This window comes from Devosia sp. Root436 (genome assembly GCF_001426345.1).
GTDB lineage: Bacteria > Pseudomonadota > Alphaproteobacteria > Rhizobiales > Devosiaceae > Devosia.
Map to the genome: position 1 here is coordinate 192,701 of NZ_LMEM01000009.1, position 15,401 is coordinate 208,101.

Here is a 15,401-nt window from a genome sequence, read left to right on the forward strand (position 1 = left end):
TGGAGACACCCCTCGCCCCTTGTGAGAGGGTGGTTTTCCGCGTCCAGCGGAAAACCGGGTGAGCGGTTCTGCGCCCTCCCATGCTTTAATGCTTGCGGATGGCTCCGTGCCCCCTCATCCGCCCCTTCGGGGCACCTTCTCCCACGAGGGGAGAAGGGAAGAAGCCTAGCTGATCCCCGCGCAGAACCGCTGTATCCGCGCCACCGCCTCTTCCAGTTCGGCATTCCCCGCCGCATAGCTCAGCCGGAAATGCCCCGGCAGCCCGAATGCCGCGCCATGCACCAGCGCCACGCCGGTCTCTTCCAGCAGCGCCATGACGAAATCCTCGTCCGTATCGAGCCTCTTGCCCCCGGCGCTGGTCTTGCCCAGCAGCCGCTTGCATGATGGGAACACGTAGAATGCGCCCTCGGGCACGAGGCAATCGAGCCCGGTATTGGCATTGAGCCCCTTGACCACGAGATCCCGCCGCTCCTGGAACACCTGCCGCCACTCGGCGAGGAATTCCTGCGGCCCGTTCAGCGCCTCGACCGCCGCCCACTGCGCGATCGAGCTGGGATTGGTGGTCGACTGGCTCTGCAGCTTCAGCATCGCCGCCAGCAGCGGCCGCGGCCCGGTGCAATAGCCGATGCGCCAGCCGGTCATGGCATGCGACTTTGAGACCCCATTCATCGTCAGCGTGCGCGGCTGCAGGCGCGGCTCCACCTGCGCAATGGTGGCGAATTTGCCGCCGTCATAGACCAGCACTTCATAGATATCGTCGGTGAGGATGTGGACGTGGGGATGCCGCATCAGCACCTCGGCCAGCCCCTTGAGCTCGGCTTCCGTATAGGCCGCGCCCGTCGGGTTGGATGGCGTGTTGAGGATCAGCCACTTGGTGGCAGGGCTGATCGCCGCCTCCAGCACCTCGGGCTTGAGCTTGAAGCCGGTGCTCGAATCGGCCACCGCAAACACCGGCTCGGCTCCGCATAGCCTTACGATTTCGGGATAACTCACCCAATAGGGCACCGGCACCACGACTTCGTCGCCGGGATTGAGCGTCGCCATCAGCGCGTTGAAGATGATCTGCTTGCCGCCCGAGGCGACGAAACAGTCCGCCGCCGTCACGTCGAGCCCGTTATCGCGCCGGAACTTGGCTGCAACGGCCTCCTTGAGCTCGGGAATGCCATCGACATTGGTATAGCGCGTCTTGCCCTCTTCCATGGCGCGGATGGCCGCCTCGCGCACATGCAGCGGGGTGTCGAAATCCGGCTCGCCCGCCGAAAGCGCGATGATATCGCGCCCCTCCTGCGCCATGGTGCGCGCCTTCTGGCTGATCGCCACCGTCGCAGACGGCGCCACGCGCTCCAGTGCCTCGGACAAGAACCCCATAACAACCTCCCGGAATTGCCGGGCAGACTGATACGGGGTCGCGCCGACGGCGGCAAGCGCTACGAAGGTGGGGGCGCCGTGGTTTCGCGCAAGACGAGCCGCGCCTGCAACACCTGGCGGCCCTCGACCTGCGTGCCGCCCAGCGCCGCATCCACGGCCCGCCGCGCGATCTCCTGCATCGGCTGCTCGACCGTGGTCAGCTTGGGCGTGGCCATGGCCGCTTCCGGCACCCCATCGAACCCCACGATCGACACGGCGTCGGGCACCGCAAGACCGTTGCGCAGCAGCCAGTCGACCGCATGGAGCGCAATCTTGTCCGACATGGCCAGGATGGCCGTCGGCGGCTCCGCCGCGAATATCTCTGTCATCATGGCATGCGTGCCGGCTTCATGCTCCCGCGTATCGAAGACCGGCGCCCGCTCGATTCCGGCCGCGTCCATGGCCTGCCAATAGCCCAGGGCGCGGTCGCGTGAGGTCGAATAGATCGTCGCCATCACCTCGGCCTCGCTCCGCCGCCCCGGCTCGTCCGCTTCATCGATCATCGTGGACAGAATGGCCAGCCGCCGGTGCCCCAGCCCGATCAGATGCTCCGCCGCCATTCGCGCGCCGCTGACATTGTCGACGCCGATGGCCGGAATGGTGCTGTCCTCCGTCCCGATTGCCAGCGCCACGTAGGGCAATTGCCGCTGCCGGGTGACGTCCACCAGCCGCTCGCCCCCCTCGACGCAGAGCAGGATGAAACCATCCACCAGCGCCGACTGGATATTCCAGTCCACCCGCTCATCGCTGCGGGCCGAGACCAGCGCCACGCCGGCCCCGCGCGCATCGCAGATTTTCGATATCTCGCTCATGAGCTGGCGCGCCCACAGGTCTTCAAAAAAATAGCTCAGCGGCTCGATCGCGGCGACGCCCACCGCATTGACCTTGCCCTGCCGCAGCAGCCGCCCGGTCACGCTGGGGCCGGCATAGCCCAGTGCCCTGGCCACCTCAAGCACATGCTCGCGCACTTCCTCGCGCACCACTTCCGGCTTGCTGAACACATTGGACGCCGTGCCCTGCGACACGCCGGCCGCCTTCGCCACATCCCTCAGCTTGATGCTGGTCTCGCCTTGCCTGGCCACTTTCCGCGGAACTCCTTGCACAGCTTTGTCTAGCAGAATTATTGTATCGGTTCAAATTCCGCTTGACTCCGCGGCTCGCCGGCCTAATGTTTTGAACCGGTTCAACGCATTTTTACCCTCAAGAATTGAATCGATTCAAATATGGAGACTGAAAATGATCCCATCCAGCTACCTGTTCAGGAATATCTACCACCAGCATTGGGAAGAGCCCGATGCACCCGTCGTCGTCGTCGAGCGGCATGGCCGCTTCACCAATGGGCTGCTGCGCCCGCTGGCGGGCTTCGTCGGTGCCATGCTGCCGCGCCGCGGCAAGCCGCGTGACCGCCATTTCGGCAGCCACGCCTATGAATGACCTGCTGCGGCGGCGCAGCTATATCCCGACCCCGGCCTCCCGCCGCAGGATCACCCCCTGCACCCGCCAGCCTTCGTCCGGCTCGTCGGCCAGCTGATACAGCGCCTCGTAGAGGCTTTGATCGGGGCCGACCAGCTTGACCACCTGCAACACCGCCGCCTCGCCGACCTTGCGGAATTCCGCAAAACTGTGGGACCGCGACTTTACAATCGGACCATAGCCCGACGACAGAAGCGCGCTGTAGAACGCTTCCGGCTGGCCTTCGAATTGCGTGCGAAACCCCTGCCCGGCAAAGCGCAGTGCCCCCGCGCCGTCTGCCGCGCGAAACGCCTCGATCTGCCCGGTCACGACAGCCTGCCACGGCGCCGCCTCGTCCTGCGCCAGGGCCGGAGCGACCAGCGCCGCCAGCATCATTGCCACTGCGATTATCACCCGCATGCTCGCCTCCTCGGCGGTCAGCCGCCACAGTTTCGCCCTCAAATGGTACGCGCCGCACCCCATTCGATCCAAACTCGAACCGCATTCGCATGGCTTTATGCCCCCATAGCGAAGACACGGACGACGGATCCCATGCACAAATCTACGTCCACCAAGCGGAAAAGTTTCAGGCTCTACGCCATTGCCTCCTCGGTCCTGCTGGGCCTGGTCTCCATGGTTGCCCTGATTGCCGGCGTCACACCGGCTACTGCCGCGAACCTGGCCAGCCAGCCCGACACCCAGATCGCGGTGTTCATGGTGCCGCTGACCATTCTGGTCGTCGCGATATTGTTCGAAGCCGCGCGCATTGCCTTGCGCGGCGCTCTTCCGGCCGAAGCGCCGGTTCGCCGACCCAACCACCGCCATTGGTCTCCCGGCCAAGGCGAAGGTTGACCTCCTCCCCTGGTTCCCGACGTTACTGGGCCGGCCTTGCGCCGGCCCTTTTCTTTTCCGACCATCGGCCTATTGCTGCCCGGCGGCTCCGGGTCCACAGTCAGCACTGCGTACCAAGGAGGACTTCAACAACATGCTTGTCGATACCATCCTGCAAACCAAGGGCGTGATCGTCCACACCCTGCCTGAAACCGATACGCTGGCCGACGCGGTCAGCCTGCTCAACGCCCACAATATTGGCGCCGTGGTGATCACCGATACCGCCGGGGCCATAACGGGCATCCTTTCCGAACGCGATATCATCCGCCGCCTCGGCAAGGACCCGGCCGGCGCACTGGCCCTGCCCATCGGCAAGGTCATGACCCGCGGCGTCGTCACCTGCCGGCGCGACACCAACATTGCCGAGGTCATGGAGCGCATGACCAGCCTGCGCATCCGCCATATGCCCGTCGCCGAAACCGGCAAACTGGTCGGCATCGTCTCCATCGGCGATGTGGTCAAATACAAGATACAGGAAGCCGAACACGAGGCCGAAGTGCTAAGGGAATACATCGCCTCCTGATCCACCGGGCCGTTCGATGTTGCAGAGTTTCCTTCTCGTCCTCCTCGGCGTCGCCGCGGCACAGGCCTCGCCCGGTCCCAACATGTTCGCCGTTATCGAAACGGCGCTCGGTCGCGGCCGCCGCTCGGCCCTGTTGGTCGTGGCCGGCATTGCCTCGGGCACCCTGGTCTGGGCCGCAATAGCCTCGCTCGGCCTCGGCGCCGTCTTCACCGCGGTCCCGGCCCTGCTCACCGCGCTCAAATTCATCGGCGGCGCCTATCTCTGCTATCTGGGTTTTCGCGGCCTGCGCGCCGTATTGCGCGGCACCGAGGCGGCCCTGCGCGCCGAAACCCGCCCCCTCTCCGATCCCGCCGCCTGGCGCCGTGGCTTCTTCGTAGTCATGACCAATCCCAAGGCCCTGCTGATGTGGCTGGCGCTCGCCACCTTCCTGTTCGGCGCCGGCCTCAATGCCGCACAGGTTCTGGCTTTCGGCCCGGTTGTGGCCATCTCGGCCACGCTGATCTACGGCTTTTACGGCGTCATGTTCTCCACCGGCCTCGCCAGCCGCGGCTATGCGCGCTTCTGGCGCTGGATCGAAGCCGCCTTCGGCACCGCCTTTGGCGCCCTGGGCCTCACCCTGCTCATTTCGGGCCTGCGCGACATCAGGCCCTAGCGGAGTCGCATCAGCCCTGCAGCCGTCGGGCCGAAGCCGCAGTGCCGGTAGAAGCCCTCAAGATGCGGCTCGAAATCCACATGCAGCCAATGCGCCCCGCGCGCCCGCGCCACCTCGGCGGCACGCGCCACGAGCCGCGACGCAATGCCCTGCCGCCGGAAGCCTGGGTCCACGCAGGTATCGAGAATGAAGGCATGCACGCCGCCATCCCAGGCGACATTGACGAAGCCGATCAGCACGGCGCCGTCATAGGCGCCCATATGCGCCAGGCTCCGCCCCAGCAGCGGCTGGAAGCTCTCCCGTCCCGCATCGCCCCAGGCTGCCAGCCATAGCCGGCGCATCGCCTCGTCACTGGGAAACGGGTCCGTCACGATCTCGATCAAATCGATCCCCTTTCTTACCAACCTGACCAAGTCTTCATCCCCTCGCAAGGTCGTGAACAGACTGCACCCTCTAGGGTCACTCCTGCCGGATCAACCGGTTCCCATGCAAAGGACCCCTCCATGAAGACGATCACGACGACCGCCATTGTGGCGCTGATGACGGCCAGTTTCGGCCTTTCCGCCATTGCGCCCAGCTACGCCCAGGATGCTGCCGCGCCCGCTCAGGAACAGGCGTTCCGCCACGGTGGGCCGGGCATCCACCTCCATCAGGACGATCATGGCGGCCCCGACCGCGGTGGTCTCGCCAATTTTCTTGGCGGCAACACCGAAAGCGTCGAGATCGCCCTCGTCCGCCTCAGCCACGCCATCGAGATGACATCAGAGCAACAGGCTTTGTTCGACACCCTCAAGACTGACGCACTGGCCGCCGCCGAGACCTTCACCACCGCCACCGAAGACCTCCGCCCTGCCGCGCCCCAGGGCGACGACGTTGCCGAGCGGCCCGAATTCTCCGCAATGCTGGCAAACCGCATCGCCTTTGAAACCGCCCATCTTGCCGCGCTCGAAGCCGTGCAGCCCGCGGCTACAGCCTTCTTCGACAGTCTCACCGCCGAGCAGTTGGCCCAGTTGACCCCGCAGCACCCAGACCGCGACGGCATGCCCGGCTTTGGCAAGGGTGGCCCCCGCCACCATGGCCAGCAGCAGGGCGGCCCCGCCGATCCGGCTCCGGCCGACGCGCCCGCCAACGGCTAGACCCCGGTTCCGCCCGCTCTCCTTCACGGGCGGCGCCTCGCCGCGGCAGTCCGTCACCCCGCGGCTGCTGCGCAAACCCCGGCCCTCAACGGCCGGGGTTTGCTTTTGCCCCACCATCCACTACCAATCGGAGACCACCCGACTGGATAGACCATGACCGCCCTGCCCCTCGATCCGGCCCGCATCCGCGAGCAATTCCCCGCCTTTGCCCAACCGTCCCTCAAGGGCCAGGCCTTCTTCGAAAATGCCGGCGGCTCCTATACGGCCCGTGCCGTTCTCGACAAGCTCGATCACTATTATCGCGCCACCAAGGTCCAGCCCTATGGCCACTACCCGGCCTCGCAGGCGGCCGGCGCCGCGATGGACCTGAGCTTCGAGCGGCTGGCCCAGGCCCTCAACGTCACCGCCGACTGGATCCATTTCGGTCCCTCCTCCTCGGCCAATACCTATGTGCTGGGCAATGCCTTTGCCGGCTGGCTCAAGCCCGGCGACGCCGTCATCGTCACCAATCAGGATCACGAGGCCAATACCGGCGCCTGGCGCAAGCTGGCCAGAATAGGCGCCGAAATCCGCGAATGGCAGATCGACCCCCTGACCGGCCGCCTCGCGCTTGCCGATCTCGATAAGCTGCTCGACAGCAAGGTCAAGCTGATCGCCGCCCCGCATTGCTCCAACGTCTCCGGCGAAATCAACCCCGTCGCCGAAATCGCCGCGAGGGCCAAATCCATCGGCGCCGTCACCGCCATCGATGGCGTCAGCTATGCCCCGCACGGCCTGCCGGACCTCATGGCGTTGGGCGCCGACATCTACGTCTTCTCCGCCTACAAGGTATACGGCCCCCATCAGGGCGTCATGGCCGTACGGCCTGACCTGGCCATGTCGCTGCCCAACCAGGGCCATTTCTTCAACGACGACAAACCGCGCTACCGCCTGACCCCGGCCGGCCCCGACCACGCCCAGATCGCCGCCGCGTCAGGCATTGCCGACTACCTCGAAACTGTCGCCGCGATCGCCGGCAACAGCGTCGAAGGCACCGACCCCTTCCGCCGCGCCCACGCTGCCATGCGCGCCCAGGAAGTGGCCCTCGCCACGCCCCTGCTCGACTATCTGCGCAGGAAAAATTCCGTCCGCATCATCGGCCCCGACGATCCCACCTTGCGTGCGCCCACCATCGCCCTAGGCCTCGCCGAACCCGGCGCCGCCGTCGCCGCACGGCTGGCAAAGCACAACATCATGGCCGGCGGCGGCCACTTCTACGCCTGGCGCCTCCTCGAAGCCGTCGGCATCGCCCCCAGCCACGGCGTCCTGCGCCTGTCCTTCGTGCACTACACGACACCGGAAGAGATCGATCAGCTCATCGCCGCGCTGGATACGGAACTGAAATAGCCGAAGCGGCTCTTCACCTCTCCCTTTGGGGGAGAGGTCGGCCGCAGGCCGGGTGAGGGGGCCTTCCTCTCGCTCCTGGCCGGGCAAAGGCCCCCTCACCCGACCCGAAGACGGGTCGACCTCTCCCCCAAAGGGAGAGGTGGCGCACCACCGATAATCCGAGCACGAACCATGTCTCGCCCCGTCGCCGCCCTGCTGCTCCTGCTCTGCACCATGCTCTGGGGCTTTGCCTTCATCGCCCAGAAATCGGCCATGGATTCCATGGGCCCGCTGACCTTTGCCGGCATGCGCTACCTGCTCGGCGGCCTGCTCGTCCTGCCGCTGGCGCTCTGGGAAAAGCGCCGCCGCACCCCGCCGCTGACTGGCGTCCATTGGGGCTTCATCACGGGCATGAGCCTCGTCTTCTTCATCGGCTCCTGGCTGCAGCAGGCGGGCCTCGCCACCACATCGGCCACCAATGGCGGGTTCCTGACCGGGCTCTACGTTTTCTTCGTGCCGCTGCTCGGCTTCCTCATCTTGCGCACCCGCCCGCATCCGATCATCTTCTTCAGCGTGCCGCTGGCGCTGATCGGCATCTACTATCTCAATGGCGGCGGGCTCGACAGCTTCAGCCAGGGCGACGGCCTCATCGTCACCAGCGCCGTGTTCTGGGCCATGCACGTCATCCTGCTCGGCCATGTCGCCCGCGCCACCGGCCTGCCCATCTTCGTCTCGGCCGTCAGTTTCCTCGTCGCGGGCACCGTGGCCCTGTCGCTGGCCTTCGTCATGGAAACCCCGGCCTGGCCCGGCATTTCCGCCGGCTGGATCGAGATCGCCTATGCCGGCATCCTCTCGACGGCGGTGGCCTTCACCTTCCAGGCCATCGGCCAGCAATATGTGCCATCAGCCAATGCCGCGATCATCCTGTCCGCCGAAAGTCTCTTCGCCGCCATCGGTGGGGCATTGCTGCTGGGCGAGCGCCTGCCCCCCGTTGGCTATGCCGGCGCGGCATTGATCTTCGTCGCCATCCTCGCCGTCGAAGCGCTGCCCCCGCTCTGGGCCCGGCGGCAGGCACATATGGCCCGGACGACGAACTAAAAACCTATCCCGAAAGTCCCCGCACCCACGGGAGCCTCGCGCAACCGGCGCAACGGATTATTCCCCGTATCGATACATCCGATACGTCTTGCAGACCACGAACACTACGCAGCCCTCAAGCACGATCTCGTCCTCGCTCACTTGCGTAATCGTGCCGCCGGCAGTCTGCCCATAGATATGGAGGTCGCCCTTCCATTCATTGGGCGCCACCTGCCGCGCATGGTCGATCAGCAGCGTGTTGAGATAGGGCAGGTTTTCCTTGTTGTCGGCGCCGTTGCCCAGCCAGATCAGCGTGCCGCACAACTGCGTGCCGTCCCCGCACATCTCCACGGAATAACGCGAATCCCGCATTTCGATTTCCCATGTGCCCACGGGAGAGGCCAATGCCGGCTGGACCAGCAGCGCCAATGCACCAAGCACAAGAACAGATTTACCCATCGCAACAGAACTCCACGTTGTGGATAACCAGCCTGCCATCGCCAAGCTGAACTGCAACTGAACGATACCTGAGCGAACCCGTCACCGCCGCGTCATACAAACTCGCTAAGCGTTCAGGCGTTCCCGGCCCATCCCCCATGGACCGGACCCGCCGCGCCCCACGTCCCCAACGTCGCGCCCGGCTTTTTGGAGAGTGCGGCCGCCAACCCCGGCTCTCCCGCCGATCCACTCGGCATTCTGGCCGCCCCGGTTGGGCGGCCTCTTTTTTGTGGAGCATCCGGTTTTCCGCTCGCGCATGCCAGGGCGCTCCGGCACAACGGAGCGATGGCCAAGCTCTATTTTTCCTATGCGGCAATGAATGCCGGCAAGTCCACCTTGCTGCTGCAGGCCGCCTATAATTACCGCGAGCGCGGCATGCGGCCGCTGCTCTACACCTCCTCGCTTTATGTCGAGAATGGCGTCGGCCTCATCGCCTCGCGCATCGGCATTTCCGAGCCTGCCTCGCTCTATGGTGCCGATGACGATCTCTACCAGGCCATTCGCGAAGAGACCGAGAGCGGCAAGATCGACTGCGTTTTTGTCGACGAGGCCCAGTTCCTCACCCCCGATCAGGTCTGGCAGCTCGCCCGCGTCAGCGACCGGCTGAAAATCCCGGTCATGTGCTTCGGCCTCAGGACCGATTTCCAGGGCAAGCTTTTTCCTGGCTCGACGCAATTGCTGGCCATTGCCGACGAGTTGCGCGAAATCCGCACCATCTGCGAATGCGGCGCCAAGGCCACCATGGTCGTCCGCCAGAGCGTCGATGGCCGCGTGCTCACCGATGGCGAGCAGGTATCGATCGAAAAATCCGTCTATATCTCGCTGTGCCGCAAGCACTGGGAAGAAGCGGTCGGCCGCTGGCCGGTGAAAGGACCCTGATGATGCTGTCTGACTCAACCGAACCCAAAGGCGCGCTGACCATCCGCACCCTGGCCATGCCCGCCGATACCAATCCGGCCGGTGACATCTTCGGCGGCTGGGTGATGAGCCAGATGGACATTGCCGGCGCCATCGCCGCCGTCGAGCGCAGCGGCGGCCGCGTCGTCACCGTGGCGGTCGAGGCCATGACCTTCATCGCCCCGGTCAAGGTCGGCGATATCCTCTGCGTCTATACCAGTGTCGAGCGCGTCGGCACCACCTCCATCACCATTTCCATGGAAGCCTGGGCCCGCCGCAACCGTATTGCCGACCGCGTCAAGGTCACCGATGGCCGCTTTATCTATGTTGCGCTCGATGAAGACGGCTCCAAGCGCCGCATCGCCCCCCTGCCTGCCTGAACGGTTTCGTTCAGCCAGCGTTCAGGCTCGACCCGCTACGGCATTGGGGCAAAGACATGCGTAAAACAAACCTGAAGCGCGTCGAAGCACTTTAGAGACAGCGCACAAGGGCGGCGCCGGCAAAACGCCGCCAAGTTAAGACAATGACTCGACAATTTCCGGGGGGCCGGAACTCTTTTCTCCGTCTCCCCGTTTCTTGAGCAAATGAAGCTGGCGGCCGCAAAGGCGTCGTCCCGTCCCGGGACCGGTTGGACCAGCACAGAGGAGCGTTAGACATGAACCGCCATACCCGCAAGATGTTGCTGAACATCGCTACCGGCGTTGCCGTTGCCGCCACCGCCGTCGTGGTGTTCCTGCCGGCTGCCTATGCAGCGCCCGGCGTCGTCACCGGCAATGTCAATGTGCGCTCCGGCCCCGGCACCAATTACGGCGTCATCGATGTCGTTACCCGTGGCACCCAGGTCGATGTGCAGCAATGCCAGGGCTCGTGGTGTTATATCAACAAGTCCGGTCCGGATGGCTGGGTTTCCGCCAGCTATCTGAGCGCCGGTGGCCGGCCGGTCAATCCGAGCCAGCCGGGTCTCTCCTTCGGCTTCACCATCGGCGGCCCCAACGGCCCGCAGATCAGCATCGGCGTCGGCAACCAGCCCCAGCCCCAGCCGCGTCCCCCGGTCGTCCAGCCGCTTCCGCAGCCGGTCTTCGGCGAAGTCTGCTTCTATGACCGCACTCGCTTCCGCGGCACCAGCTTCTGCCTTGAATCGGGCGACAACATCCGCAACCTGGGCGATTGGGCCGACCGCATTTCCTCGGTCGAGAATGACGACGGCCTGCAGGTCCAGGTCTGCTCGGAGAGCAACTACCGCAACTGCCGCACCTATACCACCAGCGCCTCCTCGCTGGGCGATTTCGACGACTACATCGTCTCGATCCGCGTGCGCTGATCGCGCCACCTGACTATCTGCAAGGGCGTGGCTCCGGTCGCGCCCTTTGCTTTGCCCTTGGAGCCGGCACCCCGCCGCGCTAGTGTGCCCTCCGTTGACACGTCTCGGGGTACTGCCATGCTTCGTTTCGGCCGCCTTCTGGCCACTCTTGCCGGCATCATCATCCTGGCGACATCGGCCACCTCGGCCGCCTCGCTATCCGGCACTCATGCCTGGAGCAGCGATCCGCTGACCCTGCGCAACGGTCCTGGCCTTGCCTATGACGTCACCGGCGAGATTGCCGCCGACCTGCCGATCAAGGTGCTGCGCTGCGAGGAGCTGTGGTGCGCGGTCGACGGTCCGGGCGGCCGCGGTTGGACCGCCAAGCAGTTCATTGTCTTCGGCCTCACCTCCACCGACTGGCCCGGCGGCGTCCATCCCGATTATCCCCAGGGCGGCCCCGGCAGCGTCTGCTTCTACCAGGGCGCCAACTATGCCGGCGGCGCGCTATGCGTCGGCCCCGGCCGCGTCATTCACGATCTGGCTCTACTCGGCCTCGACAACAGCTTTGCCTCCGTCAAGGTCGAGGGCAATGTCTCGGCCGCCGTCTGCCGCGACCGCGGCTTCCAGTCCTATTGCGAACGCATCATCGCCTCTCAGCCCGCTCTCGACCAATACCTCCGCCGCGCCTTGTCCTCCATCCGGGTATACTGAGGAAACGGAGCGTACACTCACCACTGTTCATCTTCGCCGCCCAGTGCGGCCATTTCCGTCCGCCCCCGCTAAACACCCCGTTCAGCAGCAGTTCAGCCGCAATACTGTCTACTCACCCTCAGAACAGGCGAGCGGCATGCTCACTGCAAGTCAAACGAGGGTATTTGAAATGAACGTCAAGCACATCACTGCTCTGTCTTCCGCAGCCGCCGTCGTCCTGTTGTCGACCGCCGCTGCTTTCGCCCAGCCCGGCGTCGCGACCGGCGCCGTCAATGTCCGCACCGGGCCCAGCACCTCCTATTCCAAGGTCGGCACGCTGAGCGCCGGCGAACTCGTAGACGTCAAGGATTGCCAGGGCTCCTGGTGCTTCGTCGACCGCAATGCCGGCACCGACGGCTGGGTTTCCGCCAATTATCTCAAGCCCGCTGCCGCCCAGCCGGCCCCCGGCCCGTCCGAGCCCGAAATTCCGTTCAACTTCGGCGTCACCGTCGGCCCCGGCGGCCCGTCCTTCTCCTTCGGCATCGGCGACGCCCCGCCGCCGGCCCCGCTGCCGCCCGCCGCGGCCAAGGTCTGCTTCTTCAAGAGTACCAACTTCGCCGGCAGCAAGTTCTGCGTCAGCCCCGGCGACAGCAATGCGCACCTGGCCGGAGGCTGGAACGACTCCATTTCCTCGGTCAGCGTCGAGGGCGGCGCCCAGGTGACGGTCTGCAAGAATTTCGGTTATGGCGGCTCCTGCGCCACCATCATCAATTCCAAGCCCTCACTCGGCTCCTACAACAACGCCATCTCGAGCTTCCAGGCGCTCTGATCGCCCGCCGGCTCCGGCAAGCGACGCCGCCCTCCGGGGCGGCGTTTTTGCTCCCGCCCCCCTGAACATGGATGGATTTTGCCCTGCCGCGGGCCTACCGTCGCCTTACTGGACCCAAGTCCGTGAGGGGACGTCGAGGCCAGCTTTTGGGGGAAACAATGCCACGCATATCCGAGTACTATTTCCGTACCGCCATCCTGTTCCTGATCGTCGGTATTTCCATCGGCATCCACATGTCGATCAGCCAGAACCACAATGTCATCGGCGCCCACGCTCATATCAACCTGCTCGGCTGGGTCACCTCGGCGCTGTTCGGCGGCTACTATGCCCTGAACCCAGCCAAGGCCGCCGGCCGCCTGCCCATGCTGCAATACCTGGTCTACACGGTCGGCGTCGCCCTCATGGGCGTCTCGCTCTATCTGCTGCTGGCCGGCAATACCGGCATGGAGCCCGTCGTCGCCGTGGCCTCCATCATCACCTTCATCGGCGTGCTGCTCTTCGCCTGGGTGGTGTGGACACCCGCCCGCCCATAGCACGCGCATCCTCGGGTGGCGGGTATACTCGCCACCCGGCCTTTTGCCCCACACACGCCATCACTGCATTTTCCGCCGAGGCCGGGCATGGCATTCGCGGCGTATTGCCATTAGCTTGCCCCGTCATCCGACAATCGAATAGCCCATGCGAGTAGCCCATGACTGAGTCCATCTTCGCCAGTATCGTCGCCGCCATCGGTGCGGTTGCCGTCGCCGTCCGCCACCGTGGCGATGGTCCGCGCCCGGCAGTCTATGGCGCGGCCCCCGTCATTCCCGCGCCCAAGGCCCAGGGCAGCATTCCGACGCTGAAAATGCCCACCGCCAAAGGCTGGGAAAACGGCCGCACGCCCACGCCGGCCGCCGGCCTCAAGGTCAATGCCTTCGCCGCCGGGCTGGTTCACCCGCGCCAAATCCATGTCCTGCCCAATGGCGACGTCCTGGTCGCCGAATCCATGGGCGAATCGGGCAAGCCCAGCTCGCTCTTCGATCACGCCATGTCGAGCACCATGAAGCGCGCCCGCGCCTCCGGCACCAGCCCCAACCGCATCACCCTGCTGCGCGACGCCGATGGCGACGGCGTTGCCGAAATCCGCCACGCCTTCATCACCGGCGTCCGCCAGCCCTTCGGCATGGTCCTTATCGGCGATACGCTCTATGTCGGCGCCAGCGACGCAGTCCTGGCCTATCCCTACGAGCCCGGCGCCACCAGCATCACCGCCCCCGGCCGCAAGCTCATGGACCTGGTCCCCGGCGGCCACTGGACGCGCAACCTCATTGCCAGCAAGGACGGTACCCGGCTCTATGTCGCCGTCGGCTCGCTCACCAATATCGGCGATGCCGGCATCGAGGCCGAGGAGAACCGCGCCTGCATCCATGAACTCGACCTCGCCACCGGCCAGTCGCGCATCTTCGCCGGCGGCTTGCGCAATCCCGTCGGCATGGCCTGGGAGCCGTCCACCGACATGCTGTGGACCGTAGTCAACGAGCGCGACGGGCTCGGCGACGAAACCCCGCCCGATTACCTGACCTCGGTGCGCGATGGCGGTTTCTACGGCTGGCCCTATTCCTATTGGGGCGTCGTCGATGACCGCGTCCCCCAGAACCCGGCCCACCCCGCCGCCGCGCAGGACCATCCCGATTACGCCCTGGGCGGCCACACCGCCTCGCTCGGCCTCTGCTTCCTGCCCGCCGGTACCCTGCCCGGCTTTCCATCAGGCATGGCCATCGGCCAGCACGGCTCCTGGAACCGCAGCAAGCTCAGCGGCTACAAGCTGACCTTCGTCGCCTTCGCCGACGGCAAGCCCTCCGGCGTGCCGCGCGACATCCTCACCGATTTCCTGTCCCCCGACGAAAAATACTCCTACGGCCGCCCCGTCGGCGTCGCCCTCGCCGCCGACCAGGCCATCCTGATGGCCGACGACGTCGGCGACGTCATCTGGCGGGTGACGGGGGCCTGAGGAGGGCAGGCCTCTGCAAGCCCGCTGAACGGCTCCTCCCACTCAAGGGGGGCGTGTTTACTTCGGGCTCTTGGGGCAGAAAAAATCGCGGAGTTGTGGCTTGTCCCACCCTCCCCCTTGAGGGGAGGGTAGCGCCGCTCGGCCTGCAGGGCCGTAGCAGAGCTGGGGAGGGGGTGGACTTGTGGCTCACCGATGGTGCCGTTAGCAACCGTCTCAGCGGTATCCAACACCCATCACGTAATCCCGCATCATCGCTTCCTCGGTCGTGGACTCCTTGAGGAGTGCCTGAAGGATGTCCCTGGCGTTGAGCACCCCCAGAGGACGGGAGTCCTGGTCCACGAAGGGGATGTTCTTCAAGCTCCGCTCCCTCATGCGGTTCCACAGATCCTCCAGCAAATCTCCAGATCGGCAGAGCAGGACGTCCTGCTTCATGGCAACGGACGCCAGTGCCAGGCACCCCGATCCTTGACACTGGCTGATCTGAGCCACCACGTCGGTCTTGGTGATGACGCCACGCAGCAATCCTGCTGAACTGCACACGACGAGGATATCGGTTCCTGGCCGAAGAAGCCGCGCGGCTTCAATCAGAGGGGCGTCATCGACGATGGTCGTGAGCCTGTCACGGGCTGCAGGCAACAATCTCTCAGCAAACATCGCGTCTCTCCTCAACAAGGCAAAGCTCACATGTCCG

General features: G+C 65.3%; 20 protein-coding genes. 14 read left to right on the forward strand and 6 right to left on the reverse strand.

The genetic code is table 11. From position 1 onward, the window contains the following. Nucleotides 1–165 precede the first annotated feature (165 nt). Both ASD04_RS05925 and ASD04_RS05930 read right to left on the reverse strand, forming a co-directional pair. Nucleotides 166–1,368: a pyridoxal phosphate-dependent aminotransferase gene (locus ASD04_RS05925; protein ID WP_056253972.1), complete on the reverse strand. Its 1,203-nt coding sequence runs from the start codon at nt 1,366–1,368 to the stop codon at nt 166–168. 59 nt (nt 1,369–1,427) lie between these two features. Then, nucleotides 1,428–2,489 (reverse strand): LacI family DNA-binding transcriptional regulator, encoded by a 1,062-nt coding sequence (locus tag ASD04_RS05930; RefSeq protein ID WP_056253975.1) that lies wholly within the window; start codon nt 2,487–2,489, stop codon nt 1,428–1,430. A 154-nt stretch (nt 2,490–2,643) separates the two neighbouring features. Between ASD04_RS05930 and ASD04_RS05935 the strand changes: the two genes are divergently transcribed. Continuing rightward, complete coding sequence (locus ASD04_RS05935) at nt 2,644–2,841, forward strand: hypothetical protein (RefSeq protein ID WP_056253978.1); 198 nt, start codon at nt 2,644–2,646, stop codon at nt 2,839–2,841. Between the two features lie 18 nt (nt 2,842–2,859). Here the strand turns inward: ASD04_RS05935 and ASD04_RS19580 are convergent, their stop codons facing one another. Beyond that, the gene (locus ASD04_RS19580) at nt 2,860–3,279 is read right to left on the reverse strand and encodes a DUF4864 domain-containing protein (RefSeq protein WP_162245108.1); all 420 of its coding nucleotides are present in this window, start codon (nt 3,277–3,279) and stop codon (nt 2,860–2,862) included. A 132-nt stretch (nt 3,280–3,411) separates the two neighbouring features. Between ASD04_RS19580 and ASD04_RS19585 the strand changes: the two genes are divergently transcribed. The 3 genes from ASD04_RS19585 (at nt 3,412) to ASD04_RS05955 (ending at nt 4,925) form a co-directional block, all read left to right on the forward strand. After that, nucleotides 3,412–3,711 carry a hypothetical protein gene (locus ASD04_RS19585; RefSeq protein WP_056253983.1) on the forward strand — a complete coding sequence of 100 codons (300 nt, stop codon included), beginning with the start codon at nt 3,412–3,414 and terminating at the stop codon, nt 3,709–3,711. 133 nt (nt 3,712–3,844) lie between these two features. Next, nucleotides 3,845–4,273, forward strand: coding sequence for a CBS domain-containing protein (locus ASD04_RS05950; RefSeq protein WP_056253986.1), 429 nt, complete (start codon nt 3,845–3,847; stop codon nt 4,271–4,273). Between the two features lie 16 nt (nt 4,274–4,289). Beyond that, the gene (locus ASD04_RS05955; RefSeq protein ID WP_056253989.1) at nt 4,290–4,925 is read left to right on the forward strand and encodes a LysE family transporter; all 636 of its coding nucleotides are present in this window, start codon (nt 4,290–4,292) and stop codon (nt 4,923–4,925) included. Here ASD04_RS05955 and ASD04_RS05960 read toward each other — a convergent pair. Then, nucleotides 4,922–5,266 carry a GNAT family N-acetyltransferase gene (locus tag ASD04_RS05960; RefSeq protein ID WP_156461175.1) on the reverse strand — a complete coding sequence of 115 codons (345 nt, stop codon included), beginning with the start codon at nt 5,264–5,266 and terminating at the stop codon, nt 4,922–4,924. The genes ASD04_RS05955 and ASD04_RS05960 overlap by 4 nt on opposite strands. A gap of 162 nt (nt 5,267–5,428) precedes the next feature. Here ASD04_RS05960 and ASD04_RS05965 point away from each other — a divergent pair, with 162 nt between their 5' ends. The 3 genes from ASD04_RS05965 (at nt 5,429) to ASD04_RS05975 (ending at nt 8,524) form a co-directional block, all read left to right on the forward strand. Continuing rightward, complete coding sequence (locus ASD04_RS05965) at nt 5,429–6,061, forward strand: hypothetical protein (protein ID WP_056253996.1); 633 nt, start codon at nt 5,429–5,431, stop codon at nt 6,059–6,061. Between the two features lie 153 nt (nt 6,062–6,214). Beyond that, complete coding sequence (locus ASD04_RS05970; protein WP_156461132.1) at nt 6,215–7,447, forward strand: aminotransferase class V-fold PLP-dependent enzyme; 1,233 nt, start codon at nt 6,215–6,217, stop codon at nt 7,445–7,447. 171 nt (nt 7,448–7,618) lie between these two features. Next, nucleotides 7,619–8,524, forward strand: coding sequence for a DMT family transporter (locus ASD04_RS05975; protein ID WP_056253999.1), 906 nt, complete (start codon nt 7,619–7,621; stop codon nt 8,522–8,524). Between the two features lie 57 nt (nt 8,525–8,581). On the opposite strand, the gene ASD04_RS05980 is transcribed toward ASD04_RS05975, so the two are convergent. Then, nucleotides 8,582–8,962, reverse strand: a complete 381-nt coding sequence (locus tag ASD04_RS05980) for a DUF2147 domain-containing protein (RefSeq protein WP_162245109.1) — start codon at nt 8,960–8,962, stop codon at nt 8,582–8,584. Nucleotides 8,963–9,286: 324 nt separating this feature from the next. Here ASD04_RS05980 and ASD04_RS05985 point away from each other — a divergent pair, with 324 nt between their 5' ends. The 7 genes from ASD04_RS05985 (at nt 9,287) to ASD04_RS06015 (ending at nt 14,710) form a co-directional block, all read left to right on the forward strand. Further along, entirely contained in the window at nt 9,287–9,880 is a 594-nt protein-coding gene (locus ASD04_RS05985; RefSeq protein ID WP_056254005.1) for a thymidine kinase, read from the forward strand. A 2-nt stretch (nt 9,881–9,882) separates the two neighbouring features. Then, the gene (locus ASD04_RS05990) at nt 9,883–10,278 is read left to right on the forward strand and encodes an acyl-CoA thioesterase (RefSeq protein ID WP_056255441.1); all 396 of its coding nucleotides are present in this window, start codon (nt 9,883–9,885) and stop codon (nt 10,276–10,278) included. Between the two features lie 275 nt (nt 10,279–10,553). Further along, nucleotides 10,554–11,219: an SH3 domain-containing protein gene (locus tag ASD04_RS05995; RefSeq protein WP_056254008.1), complete on the forward strand. Its 666-nt coding sequence runs from the start codon at nt 10,554–10,556 to the stop codon at nt 11,217–11,219. Between the two features lie 117 nt (nt 11,220–11,336). After that, the gene (locus ASD04_RS06000) at nt 11,337–11,912 is read left to right on the forward strand and encodes an SH3 domain-containing protein (protein ID WP_056254011.1); all 576 of its coding nucleotides are present in this window, start codon (nt 11,337–11,339) and stop codon (nt 11,910–11,912) included. A 169-nt stretch (nt 11,913–12,081) separates the two neighbouring features. After that, nucleotides 12,082–12,720, forward strand: coding sequence for an SH3 domain-containing protein (locus ASD04_RS19345; RefSeq protein ID WP_056254014.1), 639 nt, complete (start codon nt 12,082–12,084; stop codon nt 12,718–12,720). Nucleotides 12,721–12,878: 158 nt separating this feature from the next. Then, nucleotides 12,879–13,253: a hypothetical protein gene (locus ASD04_RS06010; protein WP_056254018.1), complete on the forward strand. Its 375-nt coding sequence runs from the start codon at nt 12,879–12,881 to the stop codon at nt 13,251–13,253. Between the two features lie 158 nt (nt 13,254–13,411). Continuing rightward, a complete protein-coding gene (locus tag ASD04_RS06015; RefSeq protein ID WP_056254021.1) occupies nt 13,412–14,710 on the forward strand; it encodes a sorbosone dehydrogenase family protein in 1,299 nt (432 codons plus the stop codon). A gap of 213 nt (nt 14,711–14,923) precedes the next feature. Here the strand turns inward: ASD04_RS06015 and ASD04_RS06020 are convergent, their stop codons facing one another. Next, nucleotides 14,924–15,364, reverse strand: a complete 441-nt coding sequence (locus ASD04_RS06020; RefSeq protein ID WP_082531022.1) for a CBS domain-containing protein — start codon at nt 15,362–15,364, stop codon at nt 14,924–14,926. Between the last annotated feature and the right edge of the window lie 37 nt (nt 15,365–15,401).